Raw genomic sequence first — 20140 nt, 5'->3', positions numbered from 1 at the left:
CATGGCTGACGTCTATCTCGACAACAACGCCACCACTCGGGTGGACGAGGAAGTCGTCCAGGCCATGCTGCCGTTCTTCACCGAGCAGTTCGGCAACCCCTCGTCGCTGCACAGCTTCGGCAACCAGGTCGGCCTGGCGCTGAAGAAGGCGCGGCAGAGCGTGCAGGCGCTGCTCGGCGCCGAGCATGATTCGGAAATCATCTTCACCTCCTGCGGCACCGAGTCGGACTCCACCGCGATCCTTTCGGCGCTCAAGGCCCAGCCCGAGCGCAAGACTGTGATCACCACCGTGGTCGAGCACCCGGCAGTGCTGAGCCTGTGCGACTACCTCGCCAGCGAGGGCTACACCGTACACAAGCTGCCGGTGGACAAGAAGGGCCGCCTGGATCTGGACCACTACGCCAGCCTGCTGAGCGACGACGTCGCCGTGGTGTCGGTGATGTGGGCCAACAACGAGACCGGCACCCTGTTCCCGGTCGAGGAAATGGCACGCATGGCCGACGAGGCCGGCATCATGTTCCACACCGACGCCGTGCAGGCCGTCGGCAAGGTGCCGATCGACCTGAAGAACTCGTCGATCCACATGCTCTCGCTGTCGGGCCACAAGCTGCATGCGCCCAAGGGCGTCGGCGTGCTCTACCTGCGCCGCGGCACCCGCTTCCGTCCGCTGCTGCGCGGCGGCCACCAGGAGCGCGGCCGCCGGGCCGGCACCGAGAACGCCGCCTCGATCATCGCCATGGGCGTGGCCGCCGAGCGCGCGCTGGCCTTCATGGAGCACGAGAACACCGAGGTCAAGCGCCTGCGCGACAAGCTGGAGGCCGGCATCCTCGCCGTCGTGCCCCACGCCTTCGTCACCGGCGACCCGGACAACCGCCTGCCCAACACCGCCAACATCGCGTTCGAGTACATCGAGGGCGAGGCCATCCTGCTGCTGCTGAACAAGGTCGGCATCGCCGCCTCCAGCGGCTCGGCCTGCACCTCCGGCTCCCTGGAGCCCTCCCACGTGATGCGCGCCATGGACATTCCCTACACCGCCGCCCACGGCACCGTGCGTTTCTCCCTGTCGCGCTACACCACCGAGGAGGAGATCGACCGGGTGATCCGCGAAGTGCCGCCGATCGTGGCCCAGCTGCGCAAGCTGTCGCCCTACTGGAGCGGCAACGGTCCGGTGGAAGATCCGGGCAAGGCCTTCGCGCCGGTCTACGGCTGAGCCGCCGCCCTGCGGGAGCGCATCCCGCAGGAAACCGCCCCCGCGGGGAGCCCCGCCCGAGTTGTTGGAGAAAGCCATGGCTAGCGTGATCATCGACGACACCACCCTGCGTGACGGCGAACAGAGTGCCGGGGTCGCCTTCAATGCCGACGAGAAGATCGCCATCGCGCGCGCGCTCGCCGAGCTGGGCGTGCCGGAGCTGGAGATCGGCATTCCCAGCATGGGCGAGGAGGAGCGCGAGGTGATGCGCGCCATTGCCGGCCTCGGCCTGTCGTCGCGCCTGCTGGCCTGGTGCCGGCTGTGCGACTTCGACCTCTCGGCCGCGCGCTCCACCGGGGTGACCATGGTCGACCTGTCGCTGCCGATCTCCGACCTGATGCTGCGCCACAAGCTCAATCGTGATCGCGACTGGGCATTGGGCGAGGTCGCCCGGCTGGTCAGCGAGGCGCGCATGGCCGGGCTCGAGGTGTGCCTGGGCTGCGAGGACGCCTCGCGGGCGGATCAGGACTTCATCGTGCGGGTGGGGGCGGTGGCGCAGGCCGCCGGCGCCCGCCGCCTGCGCTTCGCCGATACCGTCGGGGTGATGGAGCCGTTCGGCATGCTCGACCGCTTCCGTTTCCTCCGCCAGCGCCTGGATGTGGAGCTGGAGGTGCACGCCCACGATGATTTCGGGCTGGCCACCGCCAACACCCTGGCGGCGGTGATGGGCGGGGCGACCCATATCAACACCACGGTCAACGGGCTCGGCGAGCGTGCCGGCAACGCCGCGCTGGAAGAGTGCGTGCTGGCGCTCAAGAACCTCCACGGCATCGACACCGGCATCGACACCCGCGGCATCCCGGCCATCTCGGCGCTGGTCGAGCGGGCCTCGGGGCGTCAGGTGGCCTGGCAGAAGAGCGTGGTCGGTGCCGGGGTGTTCACCCACGAGGCCGGCATCCACGTCGACGGGCTGCTCAAGCACCGGCGCAACTACGAGGGACTGAATCCCGACGAGCTTGGCCGTAGTCACAGCCTGGTGCTGGGCAAGCATTCCGGCGCGCACATGGTGCGCAACAGCTACCGCGAGCTGGGCATCGAGCTGGCCGACTGGCAGAGCCAGGCATTGCTCGGCCGCATCCGCGCCTTCTCCACCCGCACCAAGCGCAGCCCGCAGGCTGCCGAGCTGGAGGACTTCTATCGCCAGCTGTGCGAGCAGGGGACTGCCGAACTGGCGGCAGGAGGAATGGCATGAGCCTGCTTGCGCAATGGCGTGAAGACATCCGCTGCGTGTTCGAGCGCGATCCGGCGGCACGCACCACCTTCGAGGTGCTGACCACCTATCCAGGCGTGCACGCGATCATGCTCTACCGGCTCGCCCATCGTCTGTGGCGCGCCGAATGGCGTTACCTCGCCCGGCTGCTGTCGTTCGTCGCGCGCCTGGTGAGCAACGTCGACATCCATCCCGGGGCCGTCATCGGTGCGCGCTTCTTCATCGACCACGGCGCCTGCGTGGTGATCGGCGAGACCGCCGAGATCGGTCGGGACGTGACTCTCTACCACGGCGTCACCCTGGGCGGCACCAGCTGGCGCAAGGGCAAGCGTCATCCGACCCTGGGCGACGGTGTGCTGGTTGGTGCCGGGGCGAAGATCCTCGGCCCGATCACCATCGGCGCCAATGCCCGGGTCGGCGCCAACTCGGTGGTGGTCCAGGATGTGCCCGAGGGCTGCACGGTGGTTGGCATTCCCGGCAAGGTGGTCAAGCTGCGCGAGGCCGGCCAGCTCAATCCCTACGGCATCGACCTCGATCACCATCTGATTCCCGACCCGGTCGGCAAGGCGATCGCCTGCCTGCTGGAGCGCATCGACTCGCTGGAGAAGAGGGTCGAGGCGGGCGGGCTGGTCGCCGCCGGCAGCCAGCAGCAGTTCTACGAGGGCTGCAATCCCGACAACAGCATCTGCGAGAGCGATTGCGCCGGCGGTGCCGGCGCCCTGGTCCAGCCGGCCGGCCGCCGGCGGGCCGCGCCCACGCCGGTGATCGAGTGAGCGGCAGGGCCGAGGGGAGCGATTGAGTATGGATCTGCAGGATTTCGACAGCGCCCATCTGTATTTCGACGAGCTGCTCGCCCCGGAGGTGGCGGCCCGTCTGGCCGCGGCCGCCGAGCAGTACGCCGAGGGCACCGCCGAGCAGCCGCTGCTCGAGGCGCAGGCCCTCGCCCCGGACGACCTGACGGTGCTGGTCGGCCTGTACCGCTTCTATTATTACCAGCACCGCTATGGGGATGCCCTGCAGATCGCCCGGCGGGCGCTGGAGGTGGTCGGCCCCCGGCTGCTGCTGCCCGCGAGCTGGAGCGAGATCGATGCCGACCACCTTGCCGTGGCGGCCGAGCGGGGCATCGGTCTCCTGCGTTTCTACCTGCTGGCGCTCAAGGGCGCCGGCTATCTGAGCCTGCGTCTGGGCCGGTTCGAGCAGGGCAAGGCCATGCTCGTCAAGGTCGTCGAGCTGGACACGGACAACCGCCTGGGTGCCAGGCTGCTGTTGGACGTGCTGGCCGAGCACAGCGCTGAAATCCTGATTTTCCCCACTGCGGCCAACGCGGAGATACGACCATGACCGTGCAACCCTTTTCCCCGGATTCCGACCTGACCCTGGACGAGGCCATGGACGAGCTGGTCTCGGCCGAAGACTTCCTGGAGTTTTTCGGCGTGCCCTTCGATCAGGACGTCGTGCATGTCAACCGCCTGCACATCATGCAGCGCTATCACGACTACCTGACCAAGGCCGGCGATCTGGACGAGCATGACGAGCAGGCCCGCTATGCGGTGTTCCAGCAGCTGCTGGCGCGCGCCTACCTGGACTTCGTCGAATCCGATGCCCTGACCGAGAAGGTGTTCAAGGTCTTCCGCATGCACGAGCCGCAGAAGACCTTCGTTTCCATCGACCAGCTGTTGAGCTGAGAACAGAAGGGGGAGGCGCCATGCTGCCGCAGTTTGAATATGGTGATGAGGTACGCCTGATCCGCAACGTGCGTAACGACGGCACCTATCCGGGCATGGATACCGGCGCTCTGCTCATTCGCCGCGGTGCGGTGGGCTGCGTGTACGACGTCGGCACCTACCTGCAGGACCAGCTGATCTATCGCGTGCATTTTCTCAACGAGGGGCGCACCGTCGGTTGCCGTGAGGAGGAGCTGATCCTCGCCTCGGCCCCCTGGATTCCCAACCTGTTCGAGTTCCGCGACAACGTGATCGCCACCCGCAGCCTCGCCGTGCGCGGCCAGGTGCTGGTGACGCGGGGCCAGCTCGGCAGCATCATGAAGGTGCTGCGCGATGAGTCCGAGCTTGGTATCCAGTACCACGTGCATTTCGGCGACGGGCTGGTGCTGCAGGTGCCCGAGCAGAGTCTGGTGATGGCCGAGACCGAGGCGGCGATGGAGGTGCTCGATGAGCTTTGAGCATCCCGGCGACGGCGACAGCCGTTACTACCTGCTGAAGATCGCCCACGAGCGGTTCGGCTGCGCGCCCGGTGAGCTCAGCGAGGAGCAGCTCCAGCAGGCCGAGCGCATCATCGGCCGGCAGAAGCACATCGAGGATGCCGTGCTGCGTTGCCCGGATGCGGCCGGCGTGGTGATTCCGGCGTCCCAGGTCGAAGAGGCCTGGACGCAGATCGCCAATCGCTACGAGTCGGCCGAGGCACTGCAGCAGGCCCTCGACGCTCAGGGCCTGGAGGCCGTCGGCATGCGCGCCATGCTGGCCCGGGAGCTCAAGGTCCAGGCTGTGCTCGACTGCATCTGCGCCGGCCTGCCGGAGATCAGCGATACCGACGTGAGCCTCTACTACTTCAACCATGCCGAGCAGTTCAAGGTGCCTGCCCGGCACAAGGCCCGGCACATCCTGGTCACCATCAACGAGGACTTCCCGGAAAACACCCGCGAGGCCGCCCGGACGCGCATCGAGGCGATCCTCAAGCGGCTGCGCGGCAAGCCGGAGCGCTTCGCGGAACAGGCGACGAAGCATTCCGAATGCCCCACCGCGATGCAGGGCGGGTTGCTTGGCGAGGTGGTTCCGGGGACGCTCTATCCTGAACTGGACGCCTGCCTGTTCCAGATGGCACAGGGGGAACTGAGTCCCGTGCTGGAGTCGCCGATCGGTTTTCACGTGCTGTTCTGCGAAAGCGTGAGCCCCGCCCGACAGCTCACCCTCGAGGAAATCCTGCCGCGTCTGCGCGACAGGCTTCAGCTCCGGCAGCGCAAGGCGTATCAGCGCAAATGGCTGGAAAGCCTGCTCCAACAAAACGCCACTTTGGAGAACCTCGCCCATGGATAAAACGGACAAACCCTGCTGCTCGTTCTGCGGTGCGGAAAAGAGCCCGACCGTCCCGCTGATCGCCGGCAATGACGGGCGGATCTGCGAAGCCTGCGTCAAGCTGGCCCATCAGGTGGTCAGCAGCTGGGGACAGCGGCGCAAGAACCAGCAGCTGGCGCCGCAGTTGCGCACCCCCGCGGAATACAAGAAGCACCTGGACGAATCGGTGATCGGCCAGGAAGCGGCCAAGGAAACCCTGGCGGTCGCGGTCTACAACCATTACCTGCGGCTGCTCAACTGCGACCGCGAGCCGGTCTGCCAGCTCGGCGAAGAAGTCGAGCTGGAGAAGTCCAACATCCTCATGGCCGGCCCCTCGGGTACCGGCAAGACCCTGCTGGTGCGCACCCTGGCGCGCATCCTCGGGGTTCCCTTCGCGATGGCCGACGCTACCACCCTGACCCAGGCCGGCTATGTCGGCGATGACGTCGACAGCATCATCACCCGCCTGCTCGATGCGGCCGGTGGCGACGTGCAGCAGGCGCAGTGGGGCATCGTCTACCTCGACGAGGTGGACAAGCTGGCCAAGCGCAGCGGTGGCGGCACGGCGGTGCGCGACATCTCCGGCGAAGGCGTGCAGCAGGCCCTGCTGAAGATGGTCGAAGGCGCCGAGGTGCGCATCAGCAAGTCTGGGCGGCGCAACGAGCACAGCGAAGAGCAGGTGGTGGATACCCGCAACATCCTGTTCATCGCCGGCGGCGCCTTCCCCGGCCTGGAAGCGCTGGTCTCCAGCCGCATCCAGCCGAAGAACACCGGCATCGGCTTCCATGCCCAGCCGCGCCGGGAAGCCCCATCGATCAACGAGCTGATGGCCTCGCTGCTGCCGGATGACCTGCACGAGTTCGGCCTGATTCCCGAGTTCATCGGCCGCTTCCCGATCATCACCTTCCTCCAGGAACTCGACCACGCCACCCTGCTGCGCATCCTCACCGAACCGCGCAACGCACTGGTCAGGCAGTACAAGCAGCTGTTCGCCTATCAGGGCGTCGAGCTGGTGATCACCGATGCGGCCCTCAGCCACATCGCCGACCAGGCGCTGGCCCGCAAGACCGGTGCCCGCGGCCTGCGTGCGGTGCTGGAGGCGTCCCTGCAGCAGACCATGTTCAACATGCCCTCGCAGCCGCTGCTGCGGGTCTGCACCCTGGATCTGGTCGAGCGCGAGGATGGCAGCAGTTCGCTGCAGGTCCTGACCCGGCAGGCCGAGGACGGCAGCGAGCGGGTCCAGCCCGGTTCGCCCGTGGCGGTGGAGGAAAAATCCGTGTTGTCGGCCGATCTTTGAGGTGTTGTAAAGAGCTGTTGTAAAAACGACAAGGCCTGCCTGCCTGCCGCCCTCTTAGCGTCGCATTTGCGACAGGTTTTTTTGCAGTCAGAAAAAATGCTTGTAAATCAATAAGTTGGTAAATGTGTTCGGGTTTCGGTGAGTGGTCTGCTTCTTGCTACCAATCACCGGCCAGCCAGGTCTGCAAGCCCGGAGACTGGCGCCCCCGACCACGAATCTCATGCACGCAGCCAGAGGTTAAGTTATGGCCAAGATTGGACTCTTCTTCGGTAGCAACACCGGTAAAACCCGCAAGGTCGCCAAGTCGATCAAGAAGCGTTTCGACGACGAAACCATGTCCGATGCAGTGAACGTCAACCGTGTTTCCGCGGAAGACTTCGCCCAGTACCAGTTCCTGATCCTGGGTACCCCGACCCTCGGCGATGGCGAACTCCCCGGTCTGTCCACCGACTGCGAGAGCGAGAGCTGGGAAGAATTCCTGCCGAAGATCGAAGGCCTGGATTTCAGCGGCAAGACCGTGGCTCTGTTCGGTCTGGGCGACCAGGTCGGCTATCCCGAGAATTACCTCGATGCCATGGGTGAACTGCATTCCTTCTTCACCGAGCGTGGTGCCAAGGTCGTAGGCGCCTGGTCGACCGACGGCTACGAGTTCGAAAGCTCCACCGCAGTGGTTGACGGCAAGTTCGTCGGCCTGGCGCTGGACCTGGACAACCAGAGCGGCAAGACCGACGAGCGCGTCGCTGCCTGGCTGGCCCAGATCGCTCCCGAGTTCGGCCTGTCCCTGTAAGGGCCGATCCGGCCATGCAGCTTTGCTGCATGGCCGGCTGACCGGCTATTTCCTTTTTCTTCCCTGCTGTATGCGCCGTTCGGCGCGTGCTGTCTCGCCGCAAGGCGACCGGCTGCTTTGGCCGGATATCTGCTCTTGCGACTTGTCTTGCCGTCTCTTGGTTGATCGTGACATCAGCGCCGTACGAGCGCATGACCCGTACAGTCGCGCCTGCCGGGCAGACTCGTTGCCTACCGGGATGCCTCGTCCCTCGGAGAGAGCGAGGCCAGGCGGTAGAAATGCGTCAGGCCTGCCCGGATGGGAGGACGGTCAGACCCGACGACTTAAAGGGTTGCGAACGCGAACTCAGCGATAGCTGTCGCGGGCATCGGCCAGGGTGTTGGCTTCGCGATACAGGCGGTTGCCGCGAGTTTCGACCTGTTCGCCGACAACCAGTTCGTTGTTCGGAGAGCGCAGCACCTTCTCCTCGCCGTCGGCGGTGCGGACCTTGTAGGCCCGTTCGCTGAGGCCGGCGGCATCCTGGGCTTCGCCGCCGAACAGCGCACCGATGCCGGCGCCGACCAGCATGCCGATCGGACCGCCGATGGCACCGACCATCATGCCGCTCATGCCGCCGACCGACTTGCCGGAGGTCTGGTCCTTGGTTTCCTCAAGGACCTCGGCGGCATGCGCACCGCCTGCAGCCAGCAGGGTGAGGGTCAGAGCCAGGGTGCCGAGCTTTTTCATGACGGGTCCTCCGAAGAAGGTTGCATCAGCCTTTGATCTTTGGATATCCACAAACTGTGCCAGATAATTAATCTTTAAAAATCAATTACTTAATAAAACAGGCTGCTGCCATGAGCGACAAAGTGTGGCAATGGCGACAAGGATTTGTCTGGTTTCGCACAAAAATCCACGCATTCAGTGATCTGGATCAAGAAAGACTGCGCAATTCTGTGCTTTTGGCGCCTGTGGATGGTTTCGGCAGGGCCGCGTTGGCCGGTCAGGCTTTTGCGTCGTGTTGCCGTGAATGGGAAGTACGAGGCGGAAGTTCGCGCAGGAGGATGTGGCGCAGCTGGTTTTCGGAGCGGAAGCGCTTGGCGCGGATGCGAGGGGCCGGGCAAGGCAAGGGAGGAGGGCGCGCGGAACTGTCATGTTGCCTCCGGACTCCTGCGTTCAGCCTGGCCGGCAGTATCGCGGCCCGGTCGGAGGTTCCGGGCCGCAGCCGCCCTCAGCGCAGGGAGCGCACGCTGGCGTTGGCGTCGGCCAGGGTGGCGGAGTTGTCGCTCGCCTTGAGGTGCAGGCGATTGCCGCGGATTTCGAGCTGATCGCCGACCACGAAACGGCGGTGGGGGGAGCGTACGGTCTTCACCGTGCGGCGCCGAGCGTCAGGGCGTGATCCAGCGGCCGCCACTCTGGTCTTCGCAGGCGGGTTTCAGGTAACGGGCATCGCTGGCGACGCCGTAGTAGTGGATATCCTGACGATAGGGCGTGCCCTCGACTCGGGCCTCGCGGCAGACGCCGAAGCTATCCTGCGGACAGTGCTCGGCGAAGCTCACCTCGACCTGCTGGCCGGCCAGTTGCGGCTGGCAGAAGCCTTCGCGAAACAGCTTGGCCGGAATGCTGCGGTTTTCCTGGCAGATCCGCACCTCGACCCGCTCGCCACGGCTGTGCACCGTGCAGGCATCGGCCAGGGCCTGGCCGGACAGGGCGAGCGACAGGAGCAGCAGGAGCGGGCGCATGGGGATTCCTCCGGTACGGGCGCGCGACTCTAGCACGCCGCGTTCGCCCGCCGCCGCCATCGGGCGGCTTCGCCGCGACGGGCTTCCCGCTCCGTGCAAAAAGCCCCACCATGCACGGATGCTGAAGAACATTCCCACCCACCTGATCGCCGGTCCTCTCGGCGCGGGCAAGACCAGCCTGATCCGCCAGTTGCTGGCGCAGAAGCCGGCGGCCGAGCGCTGGGCGGTGCTGGTCAACGAATTCGGCCAGATCGGCCTGGATGCCGCCCTGCTGGACACCGGCGCGGACGGCATCGCCTTCGCCGAAGTCGCCGGCGGCTGCCTGTGCTGCGTCAATGGTGCGCCCTTCCAGGTCGGCCTGACGCGCCTGCTGCGCAAGGCCCGGCCCGACCGCCTGCTGATCGAGCCTTCCGGACTCGGTCATCCGGCCGCGCTGTGGCGCCAGCTCGGCGCGCCGCCCTGGGCCGGGGTGCTGGCGCTGCAGCCTGTCGTGCTGGTGCTGGATGCCGCTGCGCTGGCCGCCGGCGAGGCATTGCCGCCGAGCCAGGCGGAGGCGCTGGCGCTGGCGCTGGCCGGGCTGCTGGTGCTGAACAAGGCGGAGTCGCTGGACGGGCCGGCCCGTGCGCAATTGGCCGAGCGACTGCCGCCGCATCCGCTGTACTGGACCTGCCTGGGCGCATTGCCGCTGGCGCTGCTGCCGGGGCTGGTCGCCGCGCCAGGCGCCGGGCTATCGGCTGCTGAGCTGCCGGCTGCGGCAGCGGCCCTGGCGGAGCTCTGGCTCGATCCGGACCGTCCGGTCTGTGCCAGCCAGACCTTGGCCGGGGGCTGGAGCATCGGCTGGCGCTGGCATGCCAGCCAGCGTTTCGAGCGCTCGCGTGTCCAGCGCTGGCTGGCCGGGCTGCCCTGGCGGCGCGCCAAGCTGATCCTGCACAGCGAGGCCGGCTGGCTGTCCGGCAACACGCTGAACGGCGAGCCGGTCCACTGGCAGTCCAGCGAGTGGCGCCGGGATTCGCGGCTTGAACTGATCTTCGCCGAGGCCCAGGACGAGGCCGTGCTCAAGGCCGGAATGGCAGCCTGTCGCCTGCCCGGCTGAGTCTCCTGGCCGCCGGCGCGTGGCCGCGCGCCGGACTGGGCGGCTACACTGGCCGTCCTTCTTCGCCCATGGAGGGTGCGCATGATCCTGCATCCCTGGTCCCACGCCACTTCGGCCGGCTTCACCCTGCGCGGCTGGCACACTGCGCCGAGCGGCAGGCCGCTGCTGCACTTCCTGCATGGCAACGGTTTCTGCGGCAGGACCTACGAGCCGCTGCTGCGCGCGCTGGCTGCGGACTTCGACCTCTGGCTGTGCGATGTCCAGGGGCATGGCGACAGCGACCACGGCGGCCGCTTCCTGGGCTGGAACCGTACCGCCGAGCTGGCGCTGGAGGCCTTCCAGGCCGGCTTCGGGCGTTTTGGCCAGGTGCCGCGCCACGCCTGCGGGCACAGCTTCGGCGGGGTGCTGAGCTGTCTGATCCTGGCCGGCGAGCCGGCGCTGTTTCAGCGCGCGGTGCTGCTCGATCCGGTGCTGTTCGGCCGGGCGATGATCGGCATGCTGGGTTTTGCCGAGTTCTTCGGGCTGCAGCGTTTCAACACCCTGGCACGCCAGTCGGCGACGCGCCGCCGGCACTGGCCGGATCGGGCCAGCGCCTACGCCTGCCTGCACGGGCGTGGCGTCTTCAGAGGCTGGAGCGATGCGGCGCTGCGTGCCTACGTCCGGCACGCCCTGAAGGAGGCGGCGGACGGCGGCATCGAACTAAAATGCCCGCCCAGTCGTGAAGTCGAGATCTTCAACTCCTGCCCGCGGCGCCTCTGGTCGGCGCTGGCCGGGGTGCGCACGCCGACCCTGCTGCTCAACGGCCAGTACAGCTTCCCCTTCATCGCTCGCTCGACGGCGCGCTGGTGCGCCATGAGTTCCCACGTCTCCGCCCGTACACTGCCGGGCGGGCACTGCTTCATGCAGGAGCGGCCCGAGGAGAGTGCCGAACGGGTGGCTGCCTTTCTGCTGCAGGAGGGGTGAGGCGCGCGGGGCTCAGTGGTGGTGTTGCCTGTGCAGGGGATGTTCGCGGCGCCACTGGTCGAGCTGGATCACCTCGGCGGATTGATGAGGTGGCTGGGGGGGAGCGGGAAAGGGATGGGCGCCCAGTTCGATGCGCGCGACATGGCGGCCGAACATGACGATACTGCCGTTGTAGCGCTGTTCGCCGGTGACGGTGAATTCGAAGTCGTAGATCCGCGCCATGCGCTGGCGGCCGCGGGCGTCGGGGTGCAGGCCGAAACTGCGCAGGGCGACGTTGTCGTCGAGCAGTTCGACGTCGGTCTTCGCGCAGTGCTGCCTGACCGCGGCCAAGGCCCGCTCACGCAGGCCATGGGTATGCCACAGCCAGGCACCGATGCCGGCCAGCAGCAACAGAATGAACAGGTTGGCGAGAGTCAGCATGATTGTTGTTGTTTTACCTGTAACGTCGAGCCCAGCTTAGTCGATCCGCCGGCCGACGCCTGTGCATTCGTCGTCTGGATCAAGAGGCCTTGTTCTTGATCTGCCGGTAGCGTGCTTCCAGTTCCTGACGCAGCTCGCGGCGCCGCTTGGCCTGTTCGTAGCGGCGTTTTTCCTGTTCCGTGGTGGGCTGCAGCGGCGGTACCTGGGTGGGCTTGCGGTTTTCGTCGAGGGCCACCATGGTGAAGAAGCAGCTGTTGGTATGGCGTACGGTGCGCTCGCGGATGTTCTCGGTGACGACCCGGATGCCGATTTCCATGGATGAACTGCCAGTATAGTTGACCGAGGCGAGGAAGGTCACCAGCTCGCCGACCTTGATCGGCTGGCGGAAGGTCACTTGGTCCACGGAGAGGGTCACCGCATAGCGGCCGGCGTAGCGGCTGGCACAGGCATAGGCGACTTCGTCGAGAAGCTTGAGCAGCGTGCCGCCGTGCACGTTGCCGGAGAAGTTGGCCATATCCGGCGTCATCAGTACGGTCATCGTCAGCTGCGCGTTAGCATATTCCATACGGATCTCCTAGTATCCTAAGGGTGGGGTGGGGCGTAATGCCGCAACGATAACCGAATTGAGCGAATTTGCCTGCAGCTAATTGCCATGCTCACGACGAAAGATGCAGTCCGGCAGACTGGGACGGCCGTTTCAGGCGGTGGCAGGGCTATTCGACGACCCTAAAACGCAGCACGCCGATCAACTGGCCAGCCTCGGTCTGCACGCGAACCTCCCAGCGGCCGAGGGCGTTGGCAGGGAAGCGCTGCTTGCGGCTCCAGGCCCGGTAGCCCTCCTGGCGGCCGCCGTGGATCTCCAGGGGAATGCGGTCCACCTCCCGGCCGGCGTGTCGCCAGACGTGGTAGATGCGTTCGTTCAGCCCGCGCGGGGCATGGATTGCGGTATAGGCATAGAGTCCCCGCGCCTGCAGCTGGGCCAGGCCGATGCGCTTGAGTCTGGCGCCGGGTTCGCGGCTGCGGCTGTCCACTTCCAGGGTCACCGCCGCTGCGTTCAGCCACAGGGTGGCCGGTGGCACCCAGGCGCGCGCCCACCAGCCGGCGCCGCCCAGCGCGGCGAGCAGGCCGAACAGGGCCAGCCTGCGTCGCCAGTTCTGTCCGCGCAGCGCGCCGAGCAGGCTGGGGAAGGCCAGCAGCACGGCACTGCCCAAGGCCAGCCGATAGCTTTGCGGCGTCGCCAGCTGGTAGATCAGCGGCAGGGTGGTGAGCAGCACGGCGAACAGGGTCAGGCAGTGGAAGGCCATGAAGGCCAGGCGCCGCGTCGCCAGCCAGCGGTAGTACAGCGGATCGACGATCGACACCAGCGCGGCCAGGCCGAGCAGGCCGGTGAAGGCTGCCTGGCCACTGTTCCAGGTGGTGGTGGTGAAGAAGAACGGCAGAACGAAGAACAGGCTTTCCTGGTGGATCATCTGCGTCGCGTAGCGCAGCAGCGGCGGTGGCAACTCCAGCCCGAGCCAGCGGCTGAGGCTGCGGGTCAGCAGGTTTTCCAGCAGCAGCCAGGCCCAGCTCACCAGCATCACCACGGCGATGAGGCTGGCCAGACTTTCCTTGCGTTCGACCAGCAGGAAACTGGCGAGGCCGGATACGAAGCCGAACAGGGCGAGCAGGCGGGGATGGCGGCTGGCTAGGGCGATCAGGGGCTGGAGACGGATTCTCCAGGACGGCATGGAGTGCATGACGGCATCATCGGGGCGCGGGAGGCGAATTCTAGCGGCATGGCGTGCTCGGGTCCTGCCGTCCGGTCGCCTGTCTGGCGACCGTTCCGCTACGCCCTCAGCCTGCTGCCGTGCCGCCCGCGGCCCGACTCGCCGCCGGCCCGCTCGCCGAGTCGTCGAGCAGCAGGCGGCGCAACTCGCCGTCCAGCCGGTCCTGTCCGGGCTGCTCGTCCGGACGGTCGGCGGCCTGGTCCTCGGCCTCCAGCACCACGTAGGCGCTGCAGCAGAACAGCGAGTTGAGGCGCTTCATGTCCTCCAGCAGCTCCAGATGGGCCGAACCGGTCACGGGGCTGTGCAGCACCTGGCGGTGCAGGCGGTCGACATGGGCGTGCGCCAGGCGCCGCTCGAGGGCGCGGAAGCGGCGCTTCTGGCGCAGCAGCTGACGCGCGCTGCGCGGATCGCCGGAGAGAAACACGTTCAGCCCCAGACGCAGGTTGGCCAGCAGTTCGGCATGCAGTTCCGCCAGTTCCTCCAGGTCGATGCGGGTGACGCTCTGCCGTTCGGCCCTGCGCTGCATCTTGGCGAGGATATAGCCGGCCTGCCGCAGGCTGACCGCCAGCTCGATGATCTCTGCCCAGCGGCGATCTTCGGCCTCGTCCAGCGCCTCCCGCGGCAGCTTGGCCAGATACAGCTTCACCGCCCCGTAGAGGCGGTCCAGATCGTCCTCGAGCCGGCGGAGTTCGCGGCCCGCCTCAGCCCGTGGCGCCTGTAGCACGTCCTGCAGATGGCCGAGCATCTGCTCGGCCAGATCGCCGAGGCGCAGGGTCTCGCGTACTGCATTGGCCAGCGCCAGGGTCGGCGTGGGCAGCGCATCCGGATCAAGATAGCGTGGCTGGGCCGTGCTGCTCTTTTCCGTCGCCCGTTCCGGCAGCAGACGGGTGCACAGGCGCGCCATCAGGGTGACGCTGGGCAGCAGCAGCAGGCAGCGCAGGCTGTTGTAGGCCAGGTGGAAGCCGATCACCTGGTCCTGCAGGCTGAGCGGCAGCTGCTGCATCCAGGCCGCCAGCGGGTCGAGCAGCGGCAGCACCAGCAGGCCGAGCAGCTTGTAGAGCAGGTTGCCGAGGGCGACCCGCCGTCCGGCGGCGGCCAGCAGGCTGCTGTTGAGGTAGGCGAGCACGCCGCTGCCGATGTTGGCGCCGATCACCAGGCCTATGGCCAGCGGCAGATCGATCAGCCCGGCACCGGCCAGGGTGGCGGTGAGCAGCACTGTGGCCAGGCTGGAATAGGTGAGCATGGCGAACAGGGCGCCGATCACGGCGGCGAGCAGGAGGTCGCCGGTCAGCGCGGCGAACAGCTGCCCCAGGCCCTGGGCATGGGTGATGGGCTCGCTGGCCGCGACGATCAGCTCGAGGGCGAGCATGATCAGGCCAAGGCCGATCGCCACCCGGCCGAGCTGGCCGGCGGGATTCTGCTTCTGCGCAAGGAACAGGCTCACGCCGCACAGCAGCAGCAGCGGCGACAGCCAGGACAGATCGAGGGTCAGCACCCGCGCCATCACGGCCGTGCCGACATCCGCGCCGAGCATGGCCGCCAGCGCCGGGGCCAGGGCCATCAGCCCCTCGGCGACGAAGGCGCTGGCCAGCAGGGCCGTGGCGTTGCTGCTTTGCACCAGTGCGGTGATGCCGATGCCGGCGAGGAAGGCCAGGGGCGTCCGGCGCATGCTGTGGCTGAGCAGTCGGCGCAGCTGCGCGCCGTAGACGCGGAGGATGCCGGTACGGACGATATGGGTGCCCCACACGAGCAGGGCGATGGCAGACAGCAGGTGAAGCAGCGTTAGCATGCTGAGGCCCCCCTGGCAGTAGGACAATGAGGAACGCCAACCTGTTCACCTGTAGCAATGAACATGCCCGGGGCGCTTTTTTGATTCATATCATATTTCTGTCATAAAAGTGTCCTGTTTCGCCGAAAGGAGGGGCCTGTCGGGCGCTGGGCGGAGGGCTCGGCCTGTGTCCGGGTCCAGGGCAGCAGTGTCAGCACCAGCGGCAGGCTGGCGGCCGCCAGCAGGGTCTGCAGGGTGATGAGGCCGGCCATCAGGTGGCCGTCGCCACCCAACTGGCGGGTCAGCACGTAGGCGGTTGGGGCGGTGGGCAGGGCGAAGAACAGCACCAGCACGGTGCTTTCCAGGGCCGGCAGGGCGAGCAGGTGGGCCACGGCCCAGGCCAGCAGCGGCATGGCCAGCAGGCGCAGGGCGCAGTTCCAGGCCAGGGTCGGCAGCTCCCCGGCGAGTTCCCGTGGCTGCAGGGCGGCGCCGACGCAGAGCAGGCCTAGCGGCAGGCTGGCGGCGGTGAGCAGGGACAGCAGCCGTTCGCTGCCGGCGGGCAGCGCCAGTCCCGTCAGGTTGACCAGTGCGCCGGCCAGGCAGGCGAGGATCAGCGGGTTCTTCAGGATCGGCAGCAGCAGTGTGCGGGCACCGACCCCGCGCTCGGCGCTCAGCGCCCAGACCGACAGCAGGTTCACCGCCGGCACCAGCAATGCCAGCATCAGTGCCGCCAGAGCCAGCCCCGGCGGACCGAACAGGCTGCCGATCGCCGCCAGGCCGAGATAGGTGTTGAAGCGCAGCAGGCCCTGGGCGAGGGCGCCGAAGCGTGCGGCAGGCCAGCCGCGCAGCCGCCGGCCCAGCAGCAGGGCGGTCCAGGCCAGGGCGAGCCCCAGCAGCGCGGCTGCCGCCAGGCGCGGCAGGGCCGGGTTGTCCAGCGGCGCGCCGGCCAGGCTGTGGAACAGCAGGGCGGGGAACAGGATGAAGTAGTTTAGTCGCTCGGCACCGGGCCAGAAGCCTTCGCCGAGGAGGTCCCGGCGGCGCAGCAGGTGGCCGCCGACGATCAGGGCGAACAGCGGCCAGAGGGCCAACAGCAGAGCAGGCATGAAAATCCCCAGACTTCCCGAGATCGATCATCTTGGGCAGGGGCGGACATGCGAGGCAAGCGCTCGATGTGCACAAGCGCTGTGGGGGAGCGGACTTGCCCGCGAATAGCCTGGGCAGAGGCAGCCGCGCGGTCAAGGCCGCCCCCGGGCTCAGCCTTCCAGGGTGGCCTTCAGGTTGATCCGGGCATTCAGCAGCTTGGAGACCGGGCAGCCTTCCTTCGCTTGGTTGGCGATTTCATCGAACCGCTCGGGCGTGGCGCCCGGCACCCGGGCCCTGAGGGTCAGGTCGACGGCGGTGATGGCGAAGCCCTCGCCCTGCTTTTCCAGACTGACCTCGGCCTGGGTTTCCAGCCGCTCCGGGGTCAGGCCTGCATCGCCCAGCATCTTGGCCAGCGCCATGGAGAAGCAGCCGGCATGGGCCGCACCGATCAGTTCCTCGGGGTTGGTGCCGGGCTGGTCCTCGAAGCGGGTGTTGAAGCCGTAGGGTTGCTTCTTGAGCGCGCCGCTCTGGGTACTGAGGCTGCCTTTACCTTCTTTCAGGTTGCCCTGCCAGACGGCCGATCCGGTCCTTTTCATGGTGTGTCCTCCGCTGAGTGGGTGTCTTCATCAGAGGGGCGCCGGGCGGACAAGTTCGGCGTCGGGCAATTGCAGGCCATCGGCGGCCTTGTGCAGGGCACGCAGGTGCTCGCCGAGTCGACGGAGATTGGCCTCGACGGCCTGCAGTTCGGCCAGGCGCTCGGGCAGCAGCAGGGCGCGCAATTCTCGGTCGAGTTCGTCGTTGAGCTGGCGCAGACCCTGGTGGCGGGCGGCGCTCTGCTGTTCGAGGCGCGGCCATTCGCCGGCCTGCGGCAGGCCATAGCCGCCGTCGAGCAGCTCCGCCGGGCGGCTCAGGAAGCCGCTGCTGGCGAGGATCTTGTTCAGGGTGTCGCCGGCCCTGGCCATGTCTGGCCCGGTGTTGCGGCCCTCGCGGTGGCTGAGGTAGCGCTGCTTGAGTTCCTCCTGGGCGAGCAGCAGCTGACGATGCATGGCGGCCTGTTCAAGCAGCAGCAGGGCGGCACTGGCACGCAGGTCGGCGCGGGCGAACCAGGGGTGGCGTTCGTCGGCGGGCAGGGTGAGCCAGTCCTCGACGCTTTTCTGGGGCACCGTCAGGCGTTGGCGCAGGATCGTGAACATTGTCTGATAGCGCTCGCGGAAGGAGTCGAAGCGGTAGCCCAGGCGCAGCGCCTCCCGCGGATCGTCCAGCCGGCTGCGATCGGCCAGGCCGCGGCCGACCAGCAGCTCGAGCAGGCCATTGGGCATGATGCTGTCGAGGCTCTCCAGCTCGTCGTGGGCAGTGCCGGTGCGCAGCAGCTTGAGGGTTTCCACCGCGCAATTGTTGGACAGAAACCAGTAGTCGCCGTCGTAGCTCCAGTGCTGTTCGGCGGCGCGCTCGACCAGCGCACGGCGCTCCTCGTCGCTGAGCCGAAGCGGGACCGAGGCCAGGCCGCGCAGCTCGACCTTGGTGTATTCGTCGATCACCTGGGACAGCGGCAGAACGAACAGGCGCGAGGGGTAGCTGCCGGTCAGGCCATCCCAGCTGGAAAGCTGCACGTCGCCGACGAAGGCGCGGTAGGAGAGCACCAGATGATGCTCCAGATCCAGGCGACAGGCCGGTCCGCGCGGGCGGCCGGGGGCGCAGATCACCAGGCGCAGCATGCTGTGGCCCCAGCGGCTGACCCAGTTGTCGTTGGCCTCGGCGAACAGGTAGTCGACCTCGTAGACCCGTTCTGGATCGAGCTGGCCGAGGGGCTGGCGGGCGAAGTCGCGGCCGGCGTTGAGGTAGGGATAGCTCGGCGGGCACTCCGTACGCGCCGCCGGCGCCCAGCCGAAGTGCTCCCGGAAGTAGCGGTACAGCGAGGGGCGCCGGCAGGCATAGGTGGGATCGAGCAGGAAGTACTCGAAGTTCACCGCGACGAATTCGCGAGGATTGCTCAGCTCGTAGAGATCTGGGCTGCGCGCCACCTGGCCGTTGTCGCGCTCGCGCTCGCCGCGGCGACCGACGGCCTGCTGCCAGCCGGCCAGATCCAGCAGGCGCGGGTCGTCGGAAAGGGTGAAGCGGCGCCCGGTCTGGCCGCGGCAGCGCTCCGCCAGGCCGACCGGGCCGAGACTGCCGGCCTGCTGGCTGCAGCGCTTCAACAGCAGCCGGTGCTCCGCCGGCCAGGCGCGGCTGCGGTCGTAGAGGTGGGTCAGTTCGTGCAGCACCGTGGCCAGCAGTTCGCGGCGCACCGTGCCGTGGGGGCGGCCGGTCCGGGCGTTGGCCGCCGAGCCGTCGGCCAGCCCCGGCAGCAGGCGGGCATTGAGTTCGAGGCGGTCGGGACGGCTGGCGCGGCCGTAGCCGTTTTCCGGCAGGTGTCCGCTCCAGCGCACTTCCACAGTGCGATCCAGCTGTTCACGCAGGCGTGGCGGCAGAGCAGCCTGGGCTTGGTCGAGCAGGGTCTGGCTGGCCTGACGCTGGGCCTCGTTCAGGCCCGCGGTGTGCAAGGTGAGGCGCAGTTCGGCCTGCAGGCCGGCGCTGGCCAGCAGCAGGGCTGCGCCGAGCAGCCTGACGCCGAGTTTGCTCACCGGGCGAGGATGGCTTCGGCCAGGGCCTGGTCGCTGGCTTCGCGGGTTTCCGGCAGGCGCTCGCGGATTGCGCCGAGGGCGGCTTCCAGCTGTGCGCCGCGGATTTCGCCAGCGCTGGCGACGAAGCTGGCGGCATCGTCGCGAGCATCGATCACCACCTTCATGTCGCGGATCGAGGTGGTGGTGTCGGAGGTGAAGTCGACGGTGCGGTCGAGGGCGCGCACCACGATGTTGCTGGTGGCCTTCAGGGTCTGGGCCTGGGTGGTGGCGCTGAGCAGCAGGGTGATGGCGAGCAGGGAATGACGCATGGCGGATATCTCGGTTACGGCAAGAGACAATTGATTGGAGCGGCGGTCCGGGGCTTGCCAATGGTTCGATGGCATGTGCCGCTCAAGCGACAGCCGGCCTCCATGGGGGTGGGAAAGGCTAAAGGAATCCCGGCGGATGGACCAGTACCCCGGGACAGGTGGATAACGTCGGTGGGAGCTGTGCCCGTGCGGATTCGTTGGTCATGCCGCAGCGATGGAGTTTGGCCAGCCAGTGCCTTGCAAGATCGATGATCGCGCCTTGCACGCCCGGGTACCCGGTCGTGGCCGGCTGCCGATGCAATCTCAGTGCGCGAGAATGGCCTCGGCCAGTTGCATGTCGCTAGCTTCGAGCTGGGGCGTCTGGTGGCGGATATGTTGCAGGGCTGCTTCCAGCCTGGCGCCGCGGATCTCGCCCTGGGAGGCGACGAAGCTGGCGGCGTCGTCGCGGGCTTCCCGCACCAGCTTGTCATCGTCATCGTCGGAGGAAGAGGCATCGGAGGTGGCATCGCTGCTGCCGACGGTGGCGCGGCCGACAGCATCGGTGGTGACAACGAGGCTGGTGGCCGAGGCACTGGTGGCTGCAGAGAGCAGGGCAGCGGCAATCAGTAGGGACAGGCGGGGCATGAAATACACTCCTTGTTGGATGGGGACAGTGACAAGGTTCGGCCCCTGTCATGGCTGGCCAAAATAGACTAGGTTCTGTTGACGTATCAGCGTAGCCATAGCAGAGCAGCCGCAAAGGCCAGCATTCCCTTGAAATGGCTGGCCTTCTTCTCATAACGT

General features: G+C 67.4%; 23 protein-coding genes. 11 read left to right on the top strand and 12 right to left on the bottom strand.

All coding sequences use genetic code 11. The features are described from left to right. The first annotated feature begins 1 nt into the window (after window position 1). The 9 genes from nifS (at window position 2) to EV691_RS15580 (ending at window position 7614) form a co-directional block, all read left to right on the top strand. Window positions 2-1210, top strand: a complete 1209-nt coding sequence (gene nifS / locus EV691_RS15620) for a cysteine desulfurase NifS (protein ID WP_131298273.1) — start codon at window positions 2-4, stop codon at window positions 1208-1210. Between the two features lie 76 nt (window positions 1211-1286). After that, window positions 1287-2441, top strand: coding sequence for a homocitrate synthase (gene nifV / locus EV691_RS15615; RefSeq protein WP_039800879.1), 1155 nt, complete (start codon window positions 1287-1289; stop codon window positions 2439-2441). Further along, window positions 2438-3232, top strand: coding sequence for a serine O-acetyltransferase (gene cysE / locus EV691_RS15610; RefSeq protein WP_131298275.1), 795 nt, complete (start codon window positions 2438-2440; stop codon window positions 3230-3232). The genes nifV and cysE overlap by 4 nt, the downstream gene beginning before the upstream one ends. A gap of 28 nt (window positions 3233-3260) precedes the next feature. Next, entirely contained in the window at window positions 3261-3800 is a 540-nt protein-coding gene (locus tag EV691_RS15605; protein ID WP_131298277.1) for a hypothetical protein, read from the top strand. Next, window positions 3797-4144, top strand: coding sequence for a nitrogenase-stabilizing/protective protein NifW (gene nifW, locus EV691_RS15600; RefSeq protein WP_131298279.1), 348 nt, complete (start codon window positions 3797-3799; stop codon window positions 4142-4144). The genes EV691_RS15605 and nifW overlap by 4 nt, the downstream gene beginning before the upstream one ends. Window positions 4145-4164: 20 nt before the next feature. Continuing rightward, window positions 4165-4641 carry a nitrogen fixation protein NifZ gene (locus EV691_RS15595; RefSeq protein WP_039800894.1) on the top strand — a complete coding sequence of 159 codons (477 nt, stop codon included), beginning with the start codon at window positions 4165-4167 and terminating at the stop codon, window positions 4639-4641. Then, entirely contained in the window at window positions 4631-5512 is an 882-nt protein-coding gene (gene nifM, locus EV691_RS15590) for a nitrogen fixation protein NifM (RefSeq protein ID WP_131298281.1), read from the top strand. Before EV691_RS15595 ends, nifM begins: the two co-directional genes overlap by 11 nt. Next, entirely contained in the window at window positions 5505-6827 is a 1323-nt protein-coding gene (gene clpX, locus EV691_RS15585) for an ATP-dependent Clp protease ATP-binding subunit ClpX (protein WP_089166752.1), read from the top strand. Before nifM ends, clpX begins: the two co-directional genes overlap by 8 nt. 244 nt (window positions 6828-7071) lie before the next feature. After that, entirely contained in the window at window positions 7072-7614 is a 543-nt protein-coding gene (locus EV691_RS15580; protein ID WP_089166753.1) for a flavodoxin, read from the top strand. Window positions 7615-7959: 345 nt separating this feature from the next. Here EV691_RS15580 and EV691_RS15575 read toward each other — a convergent pair whose 3' ends face one another. From EV691_RS15575 to EV691_RS15570, 3 genes are all read right to left on the bottom strand, one after another. Beyond that, a complete protein-coding gene (locus EV691_RS15575) occupies window positions 7960-8340 on the bottom strand; it encodes a hypothetical protein (RefSeq protein ID WP_089166754.1) in 381 nt (126 codons plus the stop codon). Between the two features lie 484 nt (window positions 8341-8824). After that, window positions 8825-8965, bottom strand: a complete 141-nt coding sequence (locus EV691_RS23380; RefSeq protein WP_165496536.1) for a hypothetical protein — start codon at window positions 8963-8965, stop codon at window positions 8825-8827. A gap of 16 nt (window positions 8966-8981) precedes the next feature. Further along, window positions 8982-9335 carry an NADH:ubiquinone oxidoreductase gene (locus EV691_RS15570; RefSeq protein ID WP_131298283.1) on the bottom strand — a complete coding sequence of 118 codons (354 nt, stop codon included), beginning with the start codon at window positions 9333-9335 and terminating at the stop codon, window positions 8982-8984. A 118-nt stretch (window positions 9336-9453) separates the two neighbouring features. On the opposite strand from EV691_RS15570, the gene EV691_RS15565 reads away from it, so the two are divergent. Continuing rightward, a complete protein-coding gene (locus EV691_RS15565) occupies window positions 9454-10428 on the top strand; it encodes a CobW family GTP-binding protein (protein ID WP_131298285.1) in 975 nt (324 codons plus the stop codon). Between the two features lie 81 nt (window positions 10429-10509). Next, the gene (locus EV691_RS15560) at window positions 10510-11391 is read left to right on the top strand and encodes an alpha/beta fold hydrolase (RefSeq protein WP_131298287.1); all 882 of its coding nucleotides are present in this window, start codon (window positions 10510-10512) and stop codon (window positions 11389-11391) included. A gap of 12 nt (window positions 11392-11403) precedes the next feature. Here the strand turns inward: EV691_RS15560 and EV691_RS15555 are convergent, their stop codons facing one another. From EV691_RS15555 to EV691_RS15515, 9 genes are all read right to left on the bottom strand, one after another. Then, complete coding sequence (locus EV691_RS15555) at window positions 11404-11811, bottom strand: DUF3301 domain-containing protein (protein ID WP_131298289.1); 408 nt, start codon at window positions 11809-11811, stop codon at window positions 11404-11406. 79 nt (window positions 11812-11890) lie between these two features. Then, window positions 11891-12376, bottom strand: coding sequence for an acyl-CoA thioesterase (locus tag EV691_RS15550; RefSeq protein WP_131298291.1), 486 nt, complete (start codon window positions 12374-12376; stop codon window positions 11891-11893). A 148-nt stretch (window positions 12377-12524) separates the two neighbouring features. Continuing rightward, complete coding sequence (locus tag EV691_RS15545; RefSeq protein WP_131298312.1) at window positions 12525-13538, bottom strand: DUF5924 family protein; 1014 nt, start codon at window positions 13536-13538, stop codon at window positions 12525-12527. A 106-nt stretch (window positions 13539-13644) separates the two neighbouring features. Further along, complete coding sequence (locus tag EV691_RS15540; protein WP_131298292.1) at window positions 13645-15366, bottom strand: Na/Pi cotransporter family protein; 1722 nt, start codon at window positions 15364-15366, stop codon at window positions 13645-13647. A 101-nt stretch (window positions 15367-15467) separates the two neighbouring features. Continuing rightward, window positions 15468-16448: an AEC family transporter gene (locus EV691_RS15535; RefSeq protein ID WP_131298294.1), complete on the bottom strand. Its 981-nt coding sequence runs from the start codon at window positions 16446-16448 to the stop codon at window positions 15468-15470. A 150-nt stretch (window positions 16449-16598) separates the two neighbouring features. Then, a complete protein-coding gene (locus EV691_RS15530) occupies window positions 16599-17024 on the bottom strand; it encodes an OsmC family protein (protein WP_131298296.1) in 426 nt (141 codons plus the stop codon). 30 nt (window positions 17025-17054) lie between these two features. Continuing rightward, window positions 17055-19049: a DUF7844 domain-containing protein gene (locus EV691_RS15525; RefSeq protein ID WP_131298298.1), complete on the bottom strand. Its 1995-nt coding sequence runs from the start codon at window positions 19047-19049 to the stop codon at window positions 17055-17057. After that, on the bottom strand, window positions 19046-19357 hold the full coding sequence (locus EV691_RS15520; RefSeq protein WP_131298300.1) for a DUF2388 domain-containing protein: 312 nt from the start codon (window positions 19355-19357) through the stop codon (window positions 19046-19048). Before EV691_RS15520 ends, EV691_RS15525 begins: the two co-directional genes overlap by 4 nt. A gap of 303 nt (window positions 19358-19660) precedes the next feature. Then, the gene (locus EV691_RS15515) at window positions 19661-19981 is read right to left on the bottom strand and encodes a DUF2388 domain-containing protein (RefSeq protein WP_131298302.1); all 321 of its coding nucleotides are present in this window, start codon (window positions 19979-19981) and stop codon (window positions 19661-19663) included. Between the last annotated feature and the right edge of the window lie 159 nt (window positions 19982-20140).

The sequence above is a fragment of the Azotobacter chroococcum genome, from assembly GCF_004339665.1.
GTDB lineage: Bacteria > Pseudomonadota > Gammaproteobacteria > Pseudomonadales > Pseudomonadaceae > Azotobacter > Azotobacter chroococcum.
This window is presented reverse-complemented; position numbering and strand designations above follow the sequence as displayed.

Coding starts and splice junctions, on each gene's coding strand:
- nifS (WP_131298273.1), top strand. CDS start 2: ATGGCTGACGTCTATCTCGACAACAACGCCACCACTCGGGTGGACGAG.
- nifV (WP_039800879.1), top strand. CDS start 1,287: ATGGCTAGCGTGATCATCGACGACACCACCCTGCGTGACGGCGAACAG.
- cysE (WP_131298275.1), top strand. CDS start 2,438: ATGAGCCTGCTTGCGCAATGGCGTGAAGACATCCGCTGCGTGTTCGAG.
- EV691_RS15605 (WP_131298277.1), top strand. CDS start 3,261: ATGGATCTGCAGGATTTCGACAGCGCCCATCTGTATTTCGACGAGCTG.
- nifW (WP_131298279.1), top strand. CDS start 3,797: ATGACCGTGCAACCCTTTTCCCCGGATTCCGACCTGACCCTGGACGAG.
- EV691_RS15595 (WP_039800894.1), top strand. CDS start 4,165: ATGCTGCCGCAGTTTGAATATGGTGATGAGGTACGCCTGATCCGCAAC.
- nifM (WP_131298281.1), top strand. CDS start 4,631: ATGAGCTTTGAGCATCCCGGCGACGGCGACAGCCGTTACTACCTGCTG.
- clpX (WP_089166752.1), top strand. CDS start 5,505: ATGGATAAAACGGACAAACCCTGCTGCTCGTTCTGCGGTGCGGAAAAG.
- EV691_RS15580 (WP_089166753.1), top strand. CDS start 7,072: ATGGCCAAGATTGGACTCTTCTTCGGTAGCAACACCGGTAAAACCCGC.
- EV691_RS15575 (WP_089166754.1), bottom strand. CDS start 8,340: ATGAAAAAGCTCGGCACCCTGGCTCTGACCCTCACCCTGCTGGCTGCA.
- EV691_RS15570 (WP_131298283.1), bottom strand. CDS start 9,335: ATGCGCCCGCTCCTGCTGCTCCTGTCGCTCGCCCTGTCCGGCCAGGCC.
- EV691_RS15565 (WP_131298285.1), top strand. CDS start 9,454: ATGCTGAAGAACATTCCCACCCACCTGATCGCCGGTCCTCTCGGCGCG.
- EV691_RS15560 (WP_131298287.1), top strand. CDS start 10,510: ATGATCCTGCATCCCTGGTCCCACGCCACTTCGGCCGGCTTCACCCTG.
- EV691_RS15555 (WP_131298289.1), bottom strand. CDS start 11,811: ATGCTGACTCTCGCCAACCTGTTCATTCTGTTGCTGCTGGCCGGCATC.
- EV691_RS15550 (WP_131298291.1), bottom strand. CDS start 12,376: ATGGAATATGCTAACGCGCAGCTGACGATGACCGTACTGATGACGCCG.
- EV691_RS15545 (WP_131298312.1), bottom strand. CDS start 13,538: ATGCCGTCCTGGAGAATCCGTCTCCAGCCCCTGATCGCCCTAGCCAGC.
- EV691_RS15540 (WP_131298292.1), bottom strand. CDS start 15,366: ATGCTAACGCTGCTTCACCTGCTGTCTGCCATCGCCCTGCTCGTGTGG.
- EV691_RS15535 (WP_131298294.1), bottom strand. CDS start 16,448: ATGCCTGCTCTGCTGTTGGCCCTCTGGCCGCTGTTCGCCCTGATCGTC.
- EV691_RS15530 (WP_131298296.1), bottom strand. CDS start 17,024: ATGAAAAGGACCGGATCGGCCGTCTGGCAGGGCAACCTGAAAGAAGGT.
- EV691_RS15520 (WP_131298300.1), bottom strand. CDS start 19,357: ATGCGTCATTCCCTGCTCGCCATCACCCTGCTGCTCAGCGCCACCACC.
- EV691_RS15515 (WP_131298302.1), bottom strand. CDS start 19,981: ATGCCCCGCCTGTCCCTACTGATTGCCGCTGCCCTGCTCTCTGCAGCC.